Here is an 18,531-nt window from a genome sequence, read left to right as displayed (position 1 = left end):
GAAATCGTAGACAAACGCACTCGAACGTAAATTGTAATTTATGTTAGATGCGCCAGACAGAGCCAATCTTCGCTTTGCATCTCGTCGAGACGGGATGCGGTGCGTTCGAACATCTTCGCATTTTCGCCGTGCTGATACAGTTGGTCCGGAGTCGCATCGGCCGAGGCCACCAACTTCACGTGCTGATCGTACAAAGTATCAATCAACACGATGAACCGCCGCGCCTGATCGTAATTGTCGGGCGACAGGCGGGGAATGTCGTCCAGGATCAGCGTGTGAAAAGTCGTCGCGATCGCCAGATAGTCGCCGGCTCCCAATGCGGCGTTGCACAGACTGTCGAAATCGAAACGCGCAACGCCATCGGCGGCCTGGGGGACGACCAGTGCGCGCCCCATCACCGTCAGGGTTATCGGCCTGGTCGCTGAACCGCCGGTCAGCCTCAGGAATGCCTTATCCAGTTCCCGGCGAGACATCGCGTCCGCCGGCACCAGCCAGGTGCGCAGACCACGCATGCGCTCCCGCCGATAGTCGCGGCCGCCGTCCATTACCAGCAATTCCAGACGCTGTTTGATCAGCGCGATAAACGGCAGGAAGGCATCTCGGCCGGGCTGTCCCTTGAACAGGTCGTCCGGCGCGGTGTTCGAGGTGGTCACCACGACGACACCACGATCGAACAGCGCCTGGAACAACCGCCCCAGGATCATCGCGTCGGCGATGTCGTTCACCTGGAACTCATCGAAGCACAGCAGCGCCGAATCGGCCGCGATCTGATCCGCCAACGGCGGGATCGGATCGGACACGTCCGGATGCGCTTTCTTCCACGTGTGGATACGCGTGTGGACGTTCTGGATGAACCGATGGAAATGGATGCGCTGCTTGCGTCCGACATCGGCGGTGTCGAAGAACAGGTCCATCAGCATGGATTTCCCGCGGCCGACCTCACCCACCAGATACAGGCCTGTCGGCACATATTCCTCGGTGTGGCGCAGGCGCATCAGACGGGCCAGCAGACCGCCACCGGCTTCGGGAACCGGCCTTGGATCGTAGCCACGCAGCCGCTCCCACAAATCCTGCAGGCGATTGATCGCGGTCGCCTGAGCCGGGTCGGCCGCCAGCGATCCATTGGCGATCATGGCCTGGTAGGCGGGCAGCGGGCCGGTGTGCTGCAACGGGGCGGTGAGTTTATCCATGGCGGGCGGACGTGGAGATAGCGTGTCCCGGCGCGAACGCCTAGACTCCTTGGTCCCATGACGACAACAACCCTGCCCCCGATTCTGCCGGCCGTGATCGACCTTGTGAAACAGGCCGGGACTTGGCTCGCCGCCGAATTCGCCCGGCCGGACGGGCCGCGCTTCAGCGATACCGACACCTCGCCGATCGACACCGAGATCGAACTGTTTCTTCGCGAACGATTGACCGCGCTGCTGGCGGCCCGATTCGTCGGCGAGGAAGAAGGTGTGCTGGCCGCCGAGGCGAACGGCTATTGCTGGGTGGTCGACCCGCATGACGGCACCCGGGCGTTCCTGGAGGGGCGGCGAGGCAGTGCGATCTCGGTGGCGCTGCTACGCCGGGGCACGCCGGTGCTGGGCGTGGTCTATGCCCCCACCAGCCCGGATCGCGGCCCCGACCTGATCGCCTGGGCGGAAGGCGGCAGCATTTCCCGCAATGGCGTGCCAGTGGATGTCGACCTGAGCCGGCGTGAATTGACCGCCACCGACGTGGTGTTCCTGAACCACGGGGCCGGCCAGCGGCCGGTCTGGAGCAGCGTGGCTTGCGCACCCGCGCGCTTCACGCCGCTGCCGTCCATCGCCTATCGCCTGGCTCGGGTCGCGGTGGGCGACGGCATCGCCACCGTTACGCTGCGTCCGGTCAATGCGCACGATATCGCGGCCGGGCATGCGTTGTTGACGGCCGCGGGCGGCGTTCTGGTGGCCGAGGACGGCGTGCCGGTCACTTACGGTGAGGATGGCGACAGCCGCCCTTTCGCCTGCTTCGGCGGCGCGCCGGCCGCGGTCGCGACCCTGCGGTCGCGCAAATGGCGTGGCAGCACGGAACCTCGGCGGGAGGCGAAGTTCGCACTGACCTGGCCTCGGGTGGCGGAGGGCCAGCGGTTCGACCGTGCCCTGGGCTGCATGTTGGGGATGGTGATCGGCGACAGCCTGGGTTCGCAGGTAGAATTCCAGGCAGCGGAGACGATCCAGGCCGCCTACCCGGACGGCGTGCGCGAGCTGGCGGACAGCCCAGTGTGGAAGACGCTGGCAGGGCAGCCGACGGATGACGCCGAACTAGGGCTGACATTGGCACACAGCCTGGTTCGGTGCGGCCGTTACGATATTGAAGACGCCGCTGCTGCTTACGGGCGCTGGTTCACCAGCGAACCATTCGACTGCGGTCATACCACGGGTTTGGCGTTTGGCGCGGCGGCGGGGATTTTGGCGGACAAAGCCTCGGCTGCCCGACGCGCAGCCGACAGGAACAGCCAAAGCAACGGGTCCCTGATGCGGATCGCGCCGATCGGGGTCTGGGCTCGTGATCCAGCGGAAGCAGCTCTTGTGGCGAGTGAGGATTCGTCGCTGTCGCATCCGCCCCCGATCTGCCGCACCGCCTGTGCCGCCTTCGCCGCCGCCATCGCAGCCGCACTGGCGGGGGCGGACCGAGGCGGGATGATCGAAACAGCGGTACACGTCGCCGATGCGGCGGGGGCGGAAGCCGCGCCGGTCGCCACCGCGCTGCGCCAGGCTGCCGCCGGGGTGGCGCCCGGAGATTTCCAGCACCATATGGGCTGGGTGTTGATCGCCCTGCAGAACGCATTCTACCATCTGGCGGCTGGAACGGCGTTTCGACCGGCCCTGATCGCAACCGTCGGACAGGGCGGCGACACCGATACCAATGGGGCTGTCACCGGTGCCCTCCTTGGCGCGGCAGACGGCCGGTCGTCTTTGCCGTCGCAATGGGTGATGCCTGTGCTGACCTGCCGTCCCGATCCAGCGCTGCACCCGACGCGGCCCAGGCCCGACGAGTACTGGCCCGACGATATCCTCGACCTGACCGAGGCTTTGCTGCTAAGGCGCACGCCATCATGATCGAACTCGATTACGCCGGGCTGGCCGCCACGCCGGTCGCAACCGATCCGTTCCCGCATGTCGTGGTGCCGGGATTCGTGCCGCCCGCAAGCCTGCACGCCGTGCTGGCGGACCTGCCGTCACTTGGCAAGCGCGGGTCGTTTCCCGTGGACGCGGTTCGGCTCGGACCCGCCGCCACCGCCCTGATGACGGCGATAGAGGGCCCCGAACTGCGGGCCTCGATCGAGCGGCTGTTCGGGCTGGATCTGCATGATTCGCCGACCATGGTGACGCTGCGGGGATGGACCAGTGAGCGGGATGGGCGGATTCACTGTGATTCGCTGGCCAAGCGGGTGACAGTGCTGCTGTATCTGAACCGGCAAACCGATGCCTGGACCCGTCAGGAGGGCTGCCTGCGGCTGCTGCGCGGCCCGAACGACCTGGAGGATTTCGCTGTCGAGGTGCCTCCCGTAAATGGAACCCTGCTGGTGTTCCCCAACGGCCCGACGACATGGCATGGGCACCGGACGTTCGTCGGGCAGCGATATGGCGTGCAACTCAACTATATGACGACGGACGACAAGGCCCGCAGCGAGATGCGCCGGCACCGGATTTCCGCCTTCGTGAAGCGGCTGACCCGAGCCGCGTAAAATCGCGTGGAGGACCGGCGATGCTCGTTCTGGAAACAGAGAGATTGCTGATCCGGGATACCGGTGTTGCCGATCTCCAGGGCTTTTTCGATTACATGTGCCGGGAGGATTACTGGCACCATGTTCCTGTCGACCCGGTGACGTTCGATTCAGTCAGTGCGATGATCCAGCGCGCGCTGCTTGATCAGTCGCAGGATCCTCGGGCCGGCTATTTCCTGGCGGTCGTGGAAAAGCAATCGAACGAGCTTGTCGGCGAAGCGATCCTGCATGTCCGCAGCGCGCGGTAGCGGCAAGGCGAAATTGGATGGGGCGTCAGCCAGGATCGCGTCGGCAACGGCCTGGCCACAGAGATCGGCTTCGCGATGATGCGTCTGGCGTTCGACCGACTGCGGCTGCATCGGGTTTATGCCCAGTGCCGTGTTGAAAACGCGGCATCATGCCGGATCATGACAAAGCTTGGGATGCGGCAGGAAGGCGTTTTGCGGGAAAACGTCCTGGCACGCGGCGAATGGTGGTCGTCGGTGCAATGCGCGATCCTGTCCTCGGAGTGGAGCGGCTGACGCTCGAAGCAGCCTAAGAAGCGCCTCGCTTGCGGGCCGCTTTCGGTTTGGCGCGCGCCGCGACAGCCGCCACCTCGATCGCCTGGCGCGCCCACGCCTGGAATGTCTCCGCGTCGTCCAGCAACTCGGGCGGACAATGCCAATATGACCCGAGGGTGTGGGTTCCCAACTTCGTATCGTAGCTGAATGGTGCCTCGCCGGCGGCCTCGTACGCCGGCCGGTTGGCGTCACCGACCTTGAAGTACAGCTCTTCCCGGGCGATCAGCCCAAACATCGTGCCGCCATGGAACAATCCGACGCCGCCAAACATCCGCCGCGCCGAAATCGGACCGAGCGGGGCAAGCAGTTCCAGCAGGTAAGTGGTGAGTTTCTCCGGAGCGCGCATATACGCACGCTACACCAGATGGATGACCGCGGGAGAGGATTTCCGACTGCCCCAACGCGGCGGCGAAAGCGGAAGCCATCATCATTGTGAGAGGCCGGCAGACGACACAATCTCCCAGCCCGTGCCATATTCGAGGGGGAATCACCGCCCATATGCTCAAGCCGGGTTCGAGGCGCCACCGCACAAAGGATCACGACATTGGCCTCACATCCCAGGCGCACGCCGATCTTTGATCCCGATCTGGTCTCCCGCCTCCACGGCCGTGCCGCCTTGCTCACGCCCGACCAAATGGCACAAGCGGATCAGGCTGCCGCACAACATGGCCACGCCGGTCCCGTCCTGATGGAGGCAGCCGGGCGTGCGGTCGCCCGCGCCATCCAGCGTCGCATTAAGCGTGGCCGCGTTCTGGTCCTTGCCGGCCCCGGCAACAATGGCGGCGATGGCTACGTTGTCGCCCGACTGCTGGCGCAGGACGGCTGGCCTGTTCGCGTCGCGGCCCTCGCGCCTCCCCGTCCGCACGCCGACGCAGCGGGTGCCGCCCACCTGTGGCGTGGCCCCATCGTACCGTTCAACCCGGCGGAAGCCGCCCGATCGGACGTTGTCATCGACGCGGTATTCGGCGCCGGATTGACCCGTCCCCTGACCGATCTTGTCGCCGACACGCTGCGAGCCGCCAAACGGGTCGTCGCCATCGACGTCCCTTCCGGCCTAGACGGCGCCACCGGCCAACCGCTCGGTTACGCCCCGACCGCCGAACTGACCGTGACGTTCTTTCGCCTGAAGCCCGGCCACCTGCTGCTGCCCGGCCGCAATCTGTGCGGCCACATCGAACTCGCCGATATCGGCATCCCTGACATCGTTCTCGAAACCGTTGCGCCCAACACCTTTGCCGGCTTGCCCAGCTTGTGGCGCTTGCCGTCGCTGACGGCAGAATCCCACAAATACACCCGCGGCCATGTCACTGTCGTGGGTGGTGCCGCTATGACCGGTGCCGCCCGTCTCGCCGCCGAAGCCGCCCGCCGAGCGGGGGCCGGCATGGTGACCATCGCGGCGCGCGGCGCGGCGGAGACCTACCGGTCGAGTGAACCTGGCCTGCTGGTCACCGAAGCCCCCATAACCGAACTTCTGAAGGACGATCGCCGTAAGGTCTGGGTATGCGGGCCCGGCCTTGGGCCGGACGAAGCCCGAACCATCTTCCCTGCCCTGATCGCCGCGAACCGGATCGTGGTGGGCGACGCGGATGTGTTCTCGGCCTTCGCCGGCGACCCCGATGCGTTGACGGGTGCCGCCGTCCTGACGCCCCATGCCGGAGAGTTCGCCCGTGTTTTCGGCGCTCCGAACGACGATCGTCTCGCCGCCGTTCGAAATGCCGCCGCGCGAACTGGCGCGGTCGTGCTGCTGAAAGGTGCCGACACGATCATTGCGTCGCCGGATGGCAGGGCGGCGATCAATCTCTCGGCACCGCCCTGGCTGGCGACGGCGGGCGCCGGAGACGTACTTTCCGGCATCATCGGTGGCCTGCTGGCACAGGGCATGGCGGCGTGGGACGCCGCCGCCGCGGGTGCCTACCTGCACGGGCGGGCCGCTGCGCTCGCCGGCCCCGGCCTGGTGGTCGAGGACCTGTTACCGGCACTTAATGATGCCCTTGCCATCGAAACATCAGGCGCCATTTCCGTGTCACGCAGGCTATGATCCGTCCATCGTCGTCCGAATGAGGCCCGCATGAGCGAAGCTGTTTCCACTGGTCTGCTGGACCGCGCCATCAAGCGCATCACCGAGGTCTGGCGCGACATGGCCTCCAGCGTCACAGGCGAGCCGGACGAGACCCTCGAAGCACAGATGCAAACCTGCCTGGCCGGACGAGGTGGCGAGGTCAGCGCGCGAAACCGGGCGGCCAAGCTGGCGCAGACTTATCTGTCGCAGGATGAAGCCGGCCGAACGGCATTCCTGCGCACGCTGGCGGGTTTCGATTCGGACCCGGACGCGGTTGCCGCCGCCTACACCAAGGTGCAGGCAGCCGCCGACCCGGCAGAGCGTGCGACGGCGAAGGCCGCGCTACGCCGGGCGCTGGAACCGCCACGGCTGAAGCTGCTGACGCAGTTCACCTCTATTCCCGACGGACGGAAATTCCTGGTCGATCTGCGGGGTTCACTGTTGAAGCTGCGTGGGACGGACAAACTGCTCACCGCGCTGGATGCCGACCTGCGCGGGTTGTTGGCGGCGTGGTTCGACATCGGCTTCCTGGAACTGCAACGGATCGACTGGAACAGTTCCGCCGCGCTGCTGGAAAAACTGGTCGATTACGAAGCGGTACATGCCATCCGGTCGTGGCGGGATCTGAAGAACCGGCTGGATTCGGACCGTCGCTGCTACGCGTTCTTTCATCCTCGCATGCCCCGGGAGCCGCTGATCTTCGTCGAGGTCGCACTGGTAAAGGGATTGGCCGGCAGCGTGCAGGCTTTGCTGGACGAGAAAGCCCCCGTGCAGGACCCCGCCCAGGCAGATGCCGCGATCTTCTACTCGATTAGTAACTGCCAGTCGGGCCTGGCCGGAATCAGTTTCGGCAATTTCCTTATCAAGCGCGTGGTCGAGGAACTGTCCAATGAGTTCCGCAATCTGAAGGCATTCGCGACATTGTCACCCATTCCGGGCTTTCGCCACTGGCTGGACCCTTTGTTGGCCAAGGATGAACCGAAGCTGCTGAGCGACGATGAGTCCGCCAGCCTGGCCTCCGCCTTTCCGGCGGAGACCGGAAGCGCCGCACTCGCCGGAATCCTCGGCAAGCGCCATTGGTGGCGCGAAATCGCGTTGCGCAAAACCGCCGAACCCGTGTTGGTACGACTGGCCGCTCGCTACCTTCTCATTGAAGCGAACGGCAAGCGCGCCCGCGATCCCGTCGCCCATTTCCACCTGTCCAACGGCGCTCGGGTTGAACGGCTGAACATGGTCGGTGACACGTCGGACAAAGGCGCGAAGGAAAGCGCGACCCTGATGGTCAACTACCTGTACGATCCGGCGAAGATCGAGGATTGGCACGAAGATTACGCCGGTGAAGGGAAGCGCAACGCGTCCACGGCGGTGCGGAAGCTGGCGCGGGGTTGGAGCTGAACGTCCGATCGGGGTGATGACGCGGTTTCGTCGCGGCCGGGACCGCGGCGAAACCGTATGTCACATCGTCCTCAGTCGCAGCGCGCGGTCATGCCGCCGTCCACGATGATTTCGGTGCCGGTGATGAAACGTGCCTCATCCGAGGCCAGGAATAGCACGGCGTTTGCGATGTCGCGTCCGTCGCCCATGAATCCCAGCGGAATGCGTGCCTCGCGGCTTCTCAGCAACGCCGCCACATCGCCGCCGGACCGCTGTCCCGCGAGCCGAGCTTCCACCATCGGCGTATGCATCTGCCCGGGGATCACGGTGTTCACCCGGATACGCTTCGGCGCGTATTCGACGGCGGTTACCCGGCCGAACTGAATCACCGCGGCTTTTGAAGAGGCATATCCGACCTGCGCCGAACCGGTCCAACGTACCCCAGAGGCCGAGGACATATTGACGATCGCACCGCCGCCGGCGGCTTCCATCACGGGGATGACGTGCTTGCAACCCAGAAACACCGACTTCAGATTGAAGTCCATCTGCCGGTCCCAGTCATCTTCCGACAATTCCACCACGCCGCCTTTGGTCGACCCGCCAATGTTGTTGACCAGGATATCGACGCGACCGAATGCGGTAACGCAGGCCTGCACCATCGCCCGAACCTGGTCGCTGACGGTGACGTCGCAGGTATAGGTGCGGATTTCGCCACCGGCGGACGCCGCCTCGGTCGCGCGTTCCACAGTCTCGGCCATCGCGTCTGCATTACGATCAACCGCAAATACGCGCGCACCTTCCCGCGCGAAGGCCACGGCGGCGGCCCGCCCGTTACCCCACCCGGGGCCAATGCATCCCGCGCCACTGATGATCGCGACCTTGCCTTCAAGCCGTCCAGCCATCCACATTCTCCTTGAAACGCCAGGACCCGTCGGGTCCTGTCACGGTTTCAGTTCGCCCTACAGTCCAGCGCGCGAACGGGCAACACCGGACCGGCAACAATGGAGGAATCCGCCGGCTGGTTCTGGGGATCGAACAGGATTTCTAAATACGGATGCGCGGTTATCGCCGCGGCGCGACGTTCCAGGTTTGGATGGCGATGGCCGGGAAACCACCCTGGCCACCACCAGGCCTCACCGTCACCGAATCGGCGGTGCGTACTGCAAGCCACCCTTCGTCCAGATATTGTTGATCCCCCGGGTCACACCCATCGGAGTGATATTCCGGTCCCAAACCTCCCCGAGGTTCCCGACCTGCTTGATCACGTTGTAGGCCCACTTGTTATCCAGCCCCAACGCCTTGCCCATGTCCCCTTCCAGCCCAAGCAGCCGCCGGATATCCGGGTCCGCGCTGTTCATGAACGTATCCACGTTCGCACTGGTGATTCCCTTCTCTTCGGCCGTGATCATCGCGATAAACGTCCAGCGTACGACATCGAACCACTTATCGTCGCCCTTACGGACCATCACGCCCAGCGGTTCCTTGCTGATGATCTCAGGCAGCAAGACCAGATCGGCCGCCTTTGGTCCCTGGCTAAACCGGAACGTCGCCAGCGCGGACGAATCCGTCGAGTACGCATCGCAACGACCCGACAGGAACGCACCTTGTATCTCCGGCAGGTCCTGGATCAGAATTGGCGTGAACTTCATCTTGTTCAGCCGGAAGTAGTCGTTGATGGCGAGTTCCGTGCTCGTGCCGGGTTGCACGCAAATCGTCGCACCGTCCATGTCTTTCGCCGACTTTACGCCGGATGACGTCTTCACCAGGAATCCGGTGCCGTCATAGTAATTGACCCAGGCGAACTCCAACCCCAGGTTGGCCTCGCGCCCGAGCGTCCAGGTCGTGCTGCGGGATAACACGTCGACTTCACCCGATTGCAGCGCGGTGAAGCGGTTCTGCGTCGTGGTCGCGACGAACTTCGCCTTGCCGGCATCGCCCAGCGCCGCCGCCGCGACCGCCCGACAGGAATCCGCATCCAGTCCCCGCATGACGCCCTGACTGTCGGGCAGCGAAAATCCTGGCACCTGACCCGACAACCCGCACAGCACCTGTCCACGCGCGATGGCCGCGTCCAATGTCGCCGACCCCGATCCCTCCGCCATCGCCGGCCGGCCCCAAACCGCGCACATCAGTGCCCCAGTCAGCAGCGCGAGACCACGGATCCTACCAATTCGTGTCATTTCCCAGTTTTCCCCTGCTATACGACCCATCCAGCATCGTAACGGGACTGTGCGGTGCCTCAACCACAAGATCAATGACAGAATGCTCGATCGCCAGGGTCGCCGTGCCCAGCGGTCCGTTTCGCTCGCGCAGCCCCGCCAGCCGGAGACCTTCGGCATAGCGGGCAATATCCTCGGGACGCTTCAGCGGCGACCGCACCACCGCCGCCTCGATCGAAAAGCCTGGCTCAAGGGCCAGCAACCGGTCCAGCACCTCCCGCGCCTCACGCGGGCGACGTATCCACCCCAGGGCGGCAAGATATCCTTTGTATGCCGACGAAAATAATGGATTGAGTTCGATCGCCCGCCGCCCGGCTTCGACCGCGCTCGCGCAATCGCCGCGCATCAGGTGCGGCATGATCAGGGCCATGTCGAAAAAGAAAACATGCGGATCGGACGGCGACAGGTGGATCGCCTGGTTGATACGCCGCAGCGCTTCTTCGTGACGGCCCATGTAAAAATGCGCAAGGCCGGAGAAACACCACGCGATCGCCAGGTTGGGATTGAGCGCGATGGCCCGTTCGTGCAGGGCGCTAGCCTCTTCCGGGTGTTTACCCAGGAAGCCGCGCACATGCCCCGCCAAGGTCAGTGCTCGCGCATCCCCCGGATCGAGCATCACCGCCCGTTCCGCCAGACGTGCGGCCTCGGCGGCGGATTCCCCCGGATCGGTCGCCCAGCCCTGCCCGACATACAGCAGGTTCCAATAGGCCAGCCATCCATGCGCCACCGAATTGCCTGGGTCCACGCGCAGCGAAGCCTCCAGCAAACGGCGGGCATCGACGTAGCCGACCCGTTCCAGCCGATAGAGCGCGGGCAGAGCCTGCAACAACAGGTCCTGCGCCGTCATATCATGCAATCGTCCGCCCGCGGTTCGCCGACCCTCATGCTTCATCAACTCGGGATCGACCTGGGCGACGATCGCGGCCCCCAACTCGTCCTGCATGCTCAGCGGATCGGCTATCGAACGATCGAACCGCCCGGCCCAGGCGATCTCTCCATCCGCCCGCATGTCGATCAGCCGGACGATGATCCGAACCCGGCCGGCGCCATATTGAATTGTGCCGTCCAGGACAAGGTCCGCTTCCAACGCGACCAGGCCGCCCGCTGAAGCATCGCCACCGGCCGGCATGCCTGGCCAGAAGCTGCCGGGCACGCATGATATCCAACGGAATCGTGACAGACCGGCGGAGATTTCCTCGGCCAACCCCAGGGCCAGCCCGTCATCATGCTCTGTGCCAATCGTCCGCAAGGGCGCCACGCGCAGGCGCAACGTCGATCTGTCGCGGCGGGGAGTGGGCCGAGGTGGCGTGTAGAAGGCCTGGTCTTCCGCCATGCCGCGACCGGGATTGGGCTGGCCCGAAAGCCGCCCCGCACTGGCCTGCGCACGAATGCGCCCGATCAGATCCTCGGTTTCGGGCGAAGGACGGCCATCCAAATTCTCGGCCAGGATGCCGCGACAGCGCTCATAGGACGTCGCCGCCGCCCCCAGGTCGCCGCGTTCGGCATGGCTGCGCATGATCGTGCGCCACGCCCCCTCATGCGTTCGATCGATGGCCAACAACTGTTCGGCCGCACCGATCGCGGCGATCGGATCCTCACATTTGGCCAGCAGGCTTTCGCCGATCGCCCGGCCGATCCGCCGAAACCTGGCTCGCTCATCATCCAGCCAGCGGTCGAATGCGGGGTCGAGACCGTTGAGGTCCTCCAGCAGCACATCCTCGAACTGACCGAGGATTTCCACCGAGATCGCGGCGGGCTGCGCCAGCGACAGGACATCGATCTCCATGGCTGCGCCGCGAAGTGACAGATAATGTCGATCGGTGACGAACAGATGGCTCCATGCCGGACCCAGCGCGTCCTGCAGCTCATGCACGCTCTGCCGCAGGGAGCCACGGGCCTGCTCCTGCTCGCGGCGGCTCCAAAGCAATGAGGCCAATTGCTGGCGCAGCACCGGCCTTGGGCTCGCCATTGCCAGGACGGCCAGAAGGGCTCGGGTTTTTCGTGTCCGCGGCAGATAGGTTCGGCCCTTCGAATCGTCCACCGCCATGTGACCGAAGAGGCGCAGGCGGAGCGTGGCCGCATGATCCGGAGCCGCCGGCGTGTCTTGGGAGCGTGAGGGTTGCCGGCGAATGGCGACAACCTTCTCAGGCGACTGCTAAATTCATTGAGCTTCCACAACTTGAACGGGAGTATTGTATCGATACGTACTGAATTACGCGACAAACAGCAATACTCCTCGCGCTGAAACATCACGAAATCGTGAAAAATGATGAATCTCGTTTGAATGAATTGGCTAAAACTTTCTGCCCTTACCCGCTAATTCGCGAGAATTTTTTATACGGCGTCTGATTGGTGACAGATGTTCGTTCATACGCCAATATCTCGCGTCGCTAAGTGACGGAGAATGAAGTGGCGGTTCAAGGCCTGACGATGCAGACGCAATCCAAGATAGCGACACAGGCGTGGTTGCGTCGCGGTCTTGGCCTGCTCCTATGCATTTGTATCGCCGCGCTGGCCGAAGTCGGCGGATCCTTTGCACCGCTGATCGGTGCCCCTTTGTTCGCGATCGCCATCGGCGTGTTGCTCGCGAACGCGGCCCCATCCATCGCACGGCAAAAATCCCTGGGGATTTCAGAAACCAGCAAGCTGTGCCTGAAGGGTGGCATCATCCTGCTGGGTGCCAGCCTCAACCTCGGCGACATCGCCAGAACCGGCCTCGGATCATTACCGCTGCTCGCGGTCACCATGACGTCGGGCCTCCTCTGCGCCTTGTGGCTGGGCAAATCGCTCGGTATCGACTGGCGGATGCGTTGCCTGATCGGCATCGGCACTACGATCTGCGGCGGGTCGGCCATCGCTGCCCTCGCGCCGGTGATCCGCGCGAAAGCCGAGGAGATCGCGTATTCGATCACTGTCGTGTTCTTCTTCAACATGGTCGCCGTGTTCACCTTCCCGGCGCTGGGCCACCTGCTTCGCCTCAGCGACAACGGCTTCGGGATTTGGGCCGGGACCGCGATCAATGACACCTCGGCCGTGGTCGCCGCCGGGTTCGCCTTCAGCCAGGCAGCGGGCACCATCGCGACGATCGTCAAACTGACCCGCACGACAATGATCATTCCGCTGGTGCTGGGCTTCGGTCTGGCAATGCCCCTGCTGGCGAAGGATGAGAACGCCGCCTCGCAGTCGCTGGCCAGGCGCGTCTACGCCGCGGTGCCGGCCTTCATCATCTTGTTCGTGCTCGCGGCGGCGGCCAACACCGCTGGCCTGATCGGTTCGCACGCGATGGAGGTGCAGATGCTGGGCCGTGTCGTGATGGTCGTCGCCTTGGCTGCTGTCGGACTGCAAGGCCATTGGCGCGCCTTCGTCGGCGCCGGCAGCCGGCCACTCGTTCTGGGCCTGGTAACCTGGTTCGTGGTCGCCGCGTCGAGCCTCGCCGTGCAGAGCTGGACCCACGTGCTGTAGAACGTGATCCCGCCGGGCGGGATGCAGCCCCCTCGCCAATTGGCCGGATTATCGTCGCGAGGAGCGAGTCTCATCCGAACCCACGGCCGTGATCAGACCCCCCGTGGCGAAAGCTGCCGCGGAGGGTGCGATTTGTGCCCAATCCGGAACCCTCCTTCATTCGCAAAGGACTAATTTCATGGAAAAGCGTCATATTAGGAATATATAGCTTGACAACGGCTTATGATCCAGCTAACTTCAGCGCGTCAACGGAACAGCTATGTCTTGAATCCCAAGGGCTGTATCGCTTCAACATGACTTCGAAAAGGCGTGCGATACCTAGGGTCCTGTAAGTTTTAGGAACGATTATCGAGACGATTTCGATCAGGGCGGTCGGCCACGGGCTGACTGCCCTGATCCTGTTGGCGTGTTTCATCAAGGCAAGGAAATCCGAATGTTGGTTTACAGCAAAAGCGCCGCCGAAGTCGTTACGTCAGCTTCCACCGCCGACGCAGGCAAGATTCGCCTGGGTGGCGGCTACCGTCTGCCAGCGAACACCGCTGACGCCGGCAAGATCCGCCTGGGCGGCGGCTACCGCCTGCCGATCCTGGGTGCCTGATCGGATAACCGATCGCGGCGACACGTCCGTGGCACGTCGATCTCGTCGTGCCACGGACGAATGTGCGTATTTGATGCACAAGGAAATCCAGGCGTAGCGCCGCCTTCAGGCCTGCCTCATGTTCGAAGCAGGCCACCGCGACGCCGATTTCGGCCCTGGGGGGCCTTCCTCCCGCCGCAAAGGTAGCCCTTATCATGACCGGCAGCAGCGATCCCATCGTCCGCTTTTATCAACTCACCAGCCACGGCAGGGCGCCTATGCGGGCAGACCGATCCGCGTGCGGCACCCTGCCAGTAAGAGCCGTGCGGTATTGTGAGGCGCTGACCAGCGCTACCGCGTTCGGATGGTGGCTGTTTCCACCCATCGACCTCGAGCTGCTCTGGGACGGTTCTGATGTATTCTGGCGCTGCGACGCCGCACCAGACTGGATGCCGCTGCTGCCTTCGGCACAGCTTCCCGACTACGCGGCGGAATTCGATTCCTTGGCGCCCGAGACTCTGAAGGGCTGCTCGCCACCGTTTCTAACGGCATTGCCCGAGCCTGGAACCTTGCAACTTTGGACCGGATTGATCGCGCAGACCGCGCCGGATTGGCATCTGCTCGTGCGATCTCCCGCCAACATGCCCCAGGTCGGCGGGCTTTGCCTGTTCGAGGGCATTGTCGAAACGGACCGCTGGTTCGGTCCCCTGTTCACCAACATGCGATTCACCCGCAGCCACATGCCGATTCGCCTGCGCGCCGATTTTCCGCTGGTCCAGGCCCAACCAGTGCCGCGCCACAGCTACAGCAACGACACGCTCAACCGGATGGACGTCACGCCGGGGCCTTCCGAACTGACGGATGAGCATTGGGATGCTTATCACGCGTCGATCGTAGAGCCGAACAGCCGGCCGAACCGCTCATTCGGTGCCTATGCGACAACCACGCGCAGGACGCGGCATCAATGCAGCCGGCAGCAAGAAGCAGCGACCGGATAACAGCCGCCAAATGGACCGGTATCAGATCGGCACCAGCCGCATGCCGCCGGTCCGCCGGCCGGCGCCGAACAGAAAAGCGACAAGCTGGCCCGCCATGGGAAAACCACTCGTGCGGGTGACCGACGTAAGGCCCCACATATCCTGCACCGCGTCCGCGGCGCCCATCAGCACCGAGTCGCCGCCCGTCAGCAGCATGATCGGCAGGTCGCGGTTGTAACGCGCGATCACCTTCATGGTGTGAAAACCATCCTGCTCCTCGCCGTCCACATCGCTGATCACCGCCATCGGGCGATGCTCCCGCAGAGCCTGGGTCAAGTCCACGCCGGCCGAAACGACTTCCACACGCAGTTCAAGGAATTCACAGACCGGCGCGACCTTCCCGATCGTCCCCGGATCGTCACTGACGATGACGACGACACCCTGCAGCGCCACGGTCATCGTGCCTGGAAAGTCGTGATCCTGAGTTAGAGGCCTGGAAGCGATCATATTCATTGCTTTTCTGCCTTCTGCGAACGAACCCGGCGTTTGGCTGGGCTAACGATCGCAGTCTGGTATTTAGGCTCGGATCAGGGTAGCCACGCGACAGGTAGTTTTGCGTTTCATTACGGCATTTTTCCGTGAAAGACCGTTAATTTCGAAAAAATCGTTTCCAGCATGGCCGCCACAAGGTCGCACCGATCAAGGATTGATCGCCTCGCCCGGAAGTGCCCCCCAGAACTGATCCCGCCGCAGGTATCCACGATACGATCCAGTCTGCACATCGCACCAGTCGGACGCGGGCTTGCACGACCGGATACGGCCGATTACCCCGGGCTTCAGGATGGCGACCGCCGAGGCAGTCTCGCTGGCATCCGCCCGCAGAGTCGCGTCGACCTTCTGCACGATGAAACTGCGCCGCCCCATCAGCGTCGCCTCATGCACCCATCCCTGGATGCCGTCGGCATCGCGCACCCACCGCCAAACCTCAAATTGCCGCTCGATTTCCATCGGCAGATCGCGCCGCTTGTAAACCCATTCGATAGGATATTGGGTCCCCGGTCCCACCCGCATGTTGACGTCGTCAGAACGGAGGGAAACGAACCGAGGCAGTTTCGCGGCAGCGCCCTCGGGCGTTTCAGGATCGGGCAGCTTTTCGGCCGGGGCAGCCTTGGTTTCAACTGAAGGCTGAGTCGGAACGACGGGCGACGCGACCCGGGGCGGCACCGGTTTTCCGGATTCCACGGCGGCAACCGCCTTTTGCGGACGTGTCGGGCCGTGCGGCGGCACGACCGGTGTTTTGGTCCCCTCCGTCTTACGGACCGGCCGTCTCGGCGCCGCAACGGGCGGTTTCACGGGCTGAGCGCGCGATGGATGCGACGGAACCCGAAGTGTGTCAGACGGCGTCGTGCTCTGCGCTCGGACCAGACCGCCGCCAATCGCCGGAAGCAACACCAACGCCAGAAGAACCCGTACGGGAAAACGCATGGATTATTCCTGCCAAGCCGCGCCGAATTGGGTCAAGCACATGCTTGCCCATGACTCAGATCGTGATGAATTGTCCAGCCCCGACGGCGGACAGAAAAGTTGCGATACCAGCTACCTCGACCTGGGGCAGCAGCAGCGAAGTGTCCAGCGCCTCGGCCCGCAATCCCGCCTCACAGGCGATCATCCGGACGTCCATCTCCAGACTGGCCTCCCGCAGTGTGTCCAGGCCGGCAACGCCGCGGGCCTGGATCGCCGCATCCCGCCCCGCATCCGACAGGCCGGACCAGTCCTGGCACAGCGCCAGACACCCCTTGTTGGTCGCGAACAGCACGACCGTCCGGCCCAGCGCGGCCGCCCCCGATGCGACGACGAAAGCATAGTGCGCACGATCATGTGACCCCGACAGCAGCAGCACCCCCAGCGTCGGATCAGATGGCACAGGCCGGTCCTTCCGGGATGCCGTGCGCACTCAGGTCCTTGATCGTCGCATCCGGCCCGCACAGGGCACAGGTCGGGTCAGGTCGCAGCTTGATGGTCCGGAATCGAGTCGCCAACGCATCCCAAACCAGCAGCCGCCCGGACAGCGTCTCGCCGATCCCCAGGATTTCCTTCAGCACCTCGGTTGCCTGCAACGTGCCCATGACCCCGGTCACCGCGCCCAGCACCCCGGCCTCGCTGCAACTCGGCACCATGCCCGCCGGCGGAGGCTCCGGATACAAGCAGCGGTAGCATGGGCCGCCTTCATGCGGCTTGAAGACCGAAAGCTGGCCGTCGAACCGCAGCACGGCGGCGGATACCAGCGTCCGCTTCGCCAGCGCACAGGCGTCGGCCACCAGAAAGCGCGTGTCGAAATTGTCGGTGCCGTCGCACACGATGTCGTAGCGACCGATCAGGTCCAGGGCGTTGTCTGCGCTCAGCCGCGTTTCGTACGCCTCCACGCGCAGATCAGGGTTGATCGCCGTCGCAGCCCGAGCGGCGGAGGCGACCTTGGCGGTTCCAATGCGGTCGGTCGTGTGTGCGACCTGCCGTTGCAGATTGGACAGATCGACCACGTCGTCATCGACCACGCCGATCGTCCCGATCCCAGCCGCCGCCAGATACAGCATCAGCGGCGAGCCCAGCCCGCCCGCGCCCACCACCAGCACCCGCGCCGCTTTCAGCTTCGCCTGGCCGATGCCACCGACCTCCTGCAACAGGATGTGGCGGGAGTAGCGCTGGATTTCGTCTTCCGTGAAATCGACGTCCATGCTTCTGATGATAGGATGACACGCCGGCAGATGACAGGGGGACAGATGATGCGCCATGGCCTGCCCACGCGAACGCCCGTCGCGGTGAAGACGGATCGGGTCGAGGATTCTGCCCTGGTGCTTTTCTCCGGCGGACAGGATTCTTCCACCTGCCTTGCCTGGGCACTGACCCGCTACTCCCACGTCGAAACCGTCGGCTTCCACTACGGCCAACGTCACGGTGTGGAGATGGACTGCCGTGAGCCCGTCCGTCAGGCCCTTGCCTCACCGCGCCTTGGCGTCGATCACATCGTCGACCTGACCGCGACGATCGCCGGTCTCGGTCAAACCGCGATGACCGCAGACATCGCGATCGAGATGGACCAAGGCGGTCTGCCCAACACCTTCGTCCCGGGCCGCAACCTGCTGTTCCTGACCTGTGCCGCCGCCATTGCCTATCGCCGCGGCCTGCGCCGCATCGTCACCGGCGTGTGCGAGACCGACTACTCCGGCTACCCCGATTGCCGTGACGACACGGTCAAGGCGATGCAACTCGCGCTGAACCTGGGGATGCAGCGCCGCTTCGTGCTGGAGACGCCGCTGATGTGGCGGGACAAGGCCGCGACCTGGGCGTTGGCGTTCGACCTCGGCGGACAGCCTCTCGTGGAGGTCATTCGCGAACGCACCCATACCTGCTATTTGGGCGACCGCACCAATCGTCACGCCTGGGGATTCGGCTGCGGGACCTGTCCGGCCTGTCTGTTACGCGCCCAGGGATGGGAGCGTTGGATGGATGCCGGCGGCCCGTCATCTGATCCAAGGCACGACTTTTCCTGATGGG

The 18,531-nt window shown here is 64.2% G+C and carries 19 protein-coding genes; 10 read left to right on the top strand and 9 right to left on the bottom strand.

Going from position 1 to position 18,531, the window contains the following annotated elements; translation table 11 throughout:
- Positions 1-38 precede the first annotated feature (38 nt).
- Positions 39-1,190 carry a cell division protein ZapE gene (gene zapE / locus GSQ89_RS07455; protein WP_158923538.1) on the bottom strand — a complete coding sequence of 384 codons (1,152 nt, stop codon included), beginning with the start codon at positions 1,188-1,190 and terminating at the stop codon, positions 39-41.
- 57 nt (positions 1,191-1,247) lie between these two features.
- Between zapE and GSQ89_RS07450 the strand changes: the two genes are divergently transcribed.
- Genes GSQ89_RS07450 through GSQ89_RS39750 form a run of 4 tightly spaced genes read left to right on the top strand, consistent with a single transcriptional unit; the run spans position 1,248 to position 4,272 of the window.
- Positions 1,248-3,083 carry an inositol monophosphatase family protein gene (locus GSQ89_RS07450; protein ID WP_158923536.1) on the top strand — a complete coding sequence of 612 codons (1,836 nt, stop codon included), beginning with the start codon at positions 1,248-1,250 and terminating at the stop codon, positions 3,081-3,083.
- Positions 3,080-3,712 (top strand): 2OG-Fe(II) oxygenase, encoded by a 633-nt coding sequence (locus GSQ89_RS07445; protein WP_158923534.1) that lies wholly within the window; start codon positions 3,080-3,082, stop codon positions 3,710-3,712. The genes GSQ89_RS07450 and GSQ89_RS07445 overlap by 4 nt, the downstream gene beginning before the upstream one ends.
- Before the next feature lie 20 nt (positions 3,713-3,732).
- On the top strand, positions 3,733-3,999 hold the full coding sequence (locus GSQ89_RS07440) for a GNAT family N-acetyltransferase (protein ID WP_158923532.1): 267 nt from the start codon (positions 3,733-3,735) through the stop codon (positions 3,997-3,999).
- 12 nt (positions 4,000-4,011) lie between these two features.
- Positions 4,012-4,272, top strand: a complete 261-nt coding sequence (locus tag GSQ89_RS39750; protein ID WP_158923638.1) for a GNAT family N-acetyltransferase — start codon at positions 4,012-4,014, stop codon at positions 4,270-4,272.
- Between the two features lie 13 nt (positions 4,273-4,285).
- Here GSQ89_RS39750 and GSQ89_RS07430 read toward each other — a convergent pair whose 3' ends face one another.
- On the bottom strand, positions 4,286-4,657 hold the full coding sequence (locus tag GSQ89_RS07430) for a TfoX/Sxy family protein (RefSeq protein ID WP_158923530.1): 372 nt from the start codon (positions 4,655-4,657) through the stop codon (positions 4,286-4,288).
- 198 nt (positions 4,658-4,855) lie between these two features.
- On the opposite strand from GSQ89_RS07430, the gene GSQ89_RS07425 reads away from it, so the two are divergent.
- Both GSQ89_RS07425 and GSQ89_RS07420 read left to right on the top strand, forming a co-directional pair.
- On the top strand, positions 4,856-6,349 hold the full coding sequence (locus GSQ89_RS07425; RefSeq protein ID WP_371734226.1) for an NAD(P)H-hydrate dehydratase: 1,494 nt from the start codon (positions 4,856-4,858) through the stop codon (positions 6,347-6,349).
- A gap of 30 nt (positions 6,350-6,379) precedes the next feature.
- Positions 6,380-7,765: a malonyl-CoA decarboxylase gene (locus tag GSQ89_RS07420; protein ID WP_158923528.1), complete on the top strand. Its 1,386-nt coding sequence runs from the start codon at positions 6,380-6,382 to the stop codon at positions 7,763-7,765.
- A gap of 71 nt (positions 7,766-7,836) precedes the next feature.
- Here the strand turns inward: GSQ89_RS07420 and GSQ89_RS07415 are convergent, their stop codons facing one another.
- From GSQ89_RS07415 to GSQ89_RS07405, 3 genes are all read right to left on the bottom strand, one after another.
- On the bottom strand, positions 7,837-8,646 hold the full coding sequence (locus GSQ89_RS07415; RefSeq protein WP_158923526.1) for an SDR family NAD(P)-dependent oxidoreductase: 810 nt from the start codon (positions 8,644-8,646) through the stop codon (positions 7,837-7,839).
- Positions 8,647-8,883: 237 nt separating this feature from the next.
- Complete coding sequence (locus GSQ89_RS07410; RefSeq protein WP_158923524.1) at positions 8,884-9,924, bottom strand: amino acid ABC transporter substrate-binding protein; 1,041 nt, start codon at positions 9,922-9,924, stop codon at positions 8,884-8,886.
- Positions 9,908-12,004, bottom strand: coding sequence for a BTAD domain-containing putative transcriptional regulator (locus tag GSQ89_RS07405; RefSeq protein WP_158923520.1), 2,097 nt, complete (start codon positions 12,002-12,004; stop codon positions 9,908-9,910). Before GSQ89_RS07405 ends, GSQ89_RS07410 begins: the two co-directional genes overlap by 17 nt.
- A gap of 368 nt (positions 12,005-12,372) precedes the next feature.
- Here GSQ89_RS07405 and GSQ89_RS07400 point away from each other — a divergent pair, with 368 nt between their 5' ends.
- The 3 genes from GSQ89_RS07400 to GSQ89_RS07390 all read left to right on the top strand — a co-directional run bounded on the left by GSQ89_RS07400 (position 12,373) and on the right by GSQ89_RS07390 (position 15,000).
- Entirely contained in the window at positions 12,373-13,425 is a 1,053-nt protein-coding gene (locus GSQ89_RS07400; RefSeq protein WP_158923518.1) for a YeiH family protein, read from the top strand.
- Between the two features lie 433 nt (positions 13,426-13,858).
- Positions 13,859-14,023, top strand: coding sequence for a hypothetical protein (locus GSQ89_RS07395; RefSeq protein WP_158923516.1), 165 nt, complete (start codon positions 13,859-13,861; stop codon positions 14,021-14,023).
- Positions 14,024-14,217: 194 nt separating this feature from the next.
- Entirely contained in the window at positions 14,218-15,000 is a 783-nt protein-coding gene (locus GSQ89_RS07390) for a DUF6065 family protein (protein WP_158923514.1), read from the top strand.
- 21 nt (positions 15,001-15,021) lie between these two features.
- Here the strand turns inward: GSQ89_RS07390 and GSQ89_RS07385 are convergent, their stop codons facing one another.
- The 4 genes from GSQ89_RS07385 to moeB all read right to left on the bottom strand — a co-directional run bounded on the left by GSQ89_RS07385 (position 15,022) and on the right by moeB (position 17,711).
- Positions 15,022-15,486 carry a response regulator gene (locus GSQ89_RS07385; protein ID WP_216856050.1) on the bottom strand — a complete coding sequence of 155 codons (465 nt, stop codon included), beginning with the start codon at positions 15,484-15,486 and terminating at the stop codon, positions 15,022-15,024.
- Positions 15,487-15,678: 192 nt separating this feature from the next.
- Complete coding sequence (locus GSQ89_RS07380; protein WP_158923510.1) at positions 15,679-16,464, bottom strand: SH3 domain-containing protein; 786 nt, start codon at positions 16,462-16,464, stop codon at positions 15,679-15,681.
- 55 nt (positions 16,465-16,519) lie between these two features.
- Complete coding sequence (locus GSQ89_RS07375) at positions 16,520-16,903, bottom strand: DsrE family protein (RefSeq protein WP_158923509.1); 384 nt, start codon at positions 16,901-16,903, stop codon at positions 16,520-16,522.
- On the bottom strand, positions 16,893-17,711 hold the full coding sequence (moeB, locus tag GSQ89_RS07370) for a molybdopterin-synthase adenylyltransferase MoeB (protein ID WP_158923507.1): 819 nt from the start codon (positions 17,709-17,711) through the stop codon (positions 16,893-16,895). Before moeB ends, GSQ89_RS07375 begins: the two co-directional genes overlap by 11 nt.
- Positions 17,712-17,759: 48 nt before the next feature.
- Between moeB and queC the strand changes: the two genes are divergently transcribed.
- Positions 17,760-18,527: a 7-cyano-7-deazaguanine synthase QueC gene (gene queC / locus GSQ89_RS07365; protein WP_158923634.1), complete on the top strand. Its 768-nt coding sequence runs from the start codon at positions 17,760-17,762 to the stop codon at positions 18,525-18,527.
- Positions 18,528-18,531: the final 4 nt, after the last annotated feature.

This window comes from Acidisphaera sp. S103 (assembly GCF_009765975.1).
Lineage (GTDB): Bacteria > Pseudomonadota > Alphaproteobacteria > Acetobacterales > Acetobacteraceae > Rhodopila.
This window is presented reverse-complemented; position numbering and strand designations above follow the sequence as displayed.

Excerpts from the sequence above, each read along its gene's own strand:
- zapE (WP_158923538.1), bottom strand. The coding sequence starts at position 1,190 with ATGGATAAACTCACCGCCCCGTTGCAGCACACCGGCCCGCTGCCCGCC.
- GSQ89_RS07450 (WP_158923536.1), top strand. The coding sequence starts at position 1,248 with ATGACGACAACAACCCTGCCCCCGATTCTGCCGGCCGTGATCGACCTT.
- GSQ89_RS07445 (WP_158923534.1), top strand. The coding sequence starts at position 3,080 with ATGATCGAACTCGATTACGCCGGGCTGGCCGCCACGCCGGTCGCAACC.
- GSQ89_RS07440 (WP_158923532.1), top strand. The coding sequence starts at position 3,733 with ATGCTCGTTCTGGAAACAGAGAGATTGCTGATCCGGGATACCGGTGTT.
- GSQ89_RS07430 (WP_158923530.1), bottom strand. The coding sequence starts at position 4,657 with ATGCGCGCTCCGGAGAAACTCACCACTTACCTGCTGGAACTGCTTGCC.
- GSQ89_RS07420 (WP_158923528.1), top strand. The coding sequence starts at position 6,380 with ATGAGCGAAGCTGTTTCCACTGGTCTGCTGGACCGCGCCATCAAGCGC.
- GSQ89_RS07415 (WP_158923526.1), bottom strand. The coding sequence starts at position 8,646 with ATGGCTGGACGGCTTGAAGGCAAGGTCGCGATCATCAGTGGCGCGGGA.
- GSQ89_RS07410 (WP_158923524.1), bottom strand. The coding sequence starts at position 9,924 with ATGACACGAATTGGTAGGATCCGTGGTCTCGCGCTGCTGACTGGGGCA.
- GSQ89_RS07395 (WP_158923516.1), top strand. The coding sequence starts at position 13,859 with ATGTTGGTTTACAGCAAAAGCGCCGCCGAAGTCGTTACGTCAGCTTCC.
- GSQ89_RS07390 (WP_158923514.1), top strand. The coding sequence starts at position 14,218 with ATGACCGGCAGCAGCGATCCCATCGTCCGCTTTTATCAACTCACCAGC.
- GSQ89_RS07385 (WP_216856050.1), bottom strand. The coding sequence starts at position 15,486 with ATGATCGCTTCCAGGCCTCTAACTCAGGATCACGACTTTCCAGGCACG.
- GSQ89_RS07380 (WP_158923510.1), bottom strand. The coding sequence starts at position 16,464 with ATGCGTTTTCCCGTACGGGTTCTTCTGGCGTTGGTGTTGCTTCCGGCG.
- moeB (WP_158923507.1), bottom strand. The coding sequence starts at position 17,711 with ATGGACGTCGATTTCACGGAAGACGAAATCCAGCGCTACTCCCGCCAC.
- queC (WP_158923634.1), top strand. The coding sequence starts at position 17,760 with ATGCGCCATGGCCTGCCCACGCGAACGCCCGTCGCGGTGAAGACGGAT.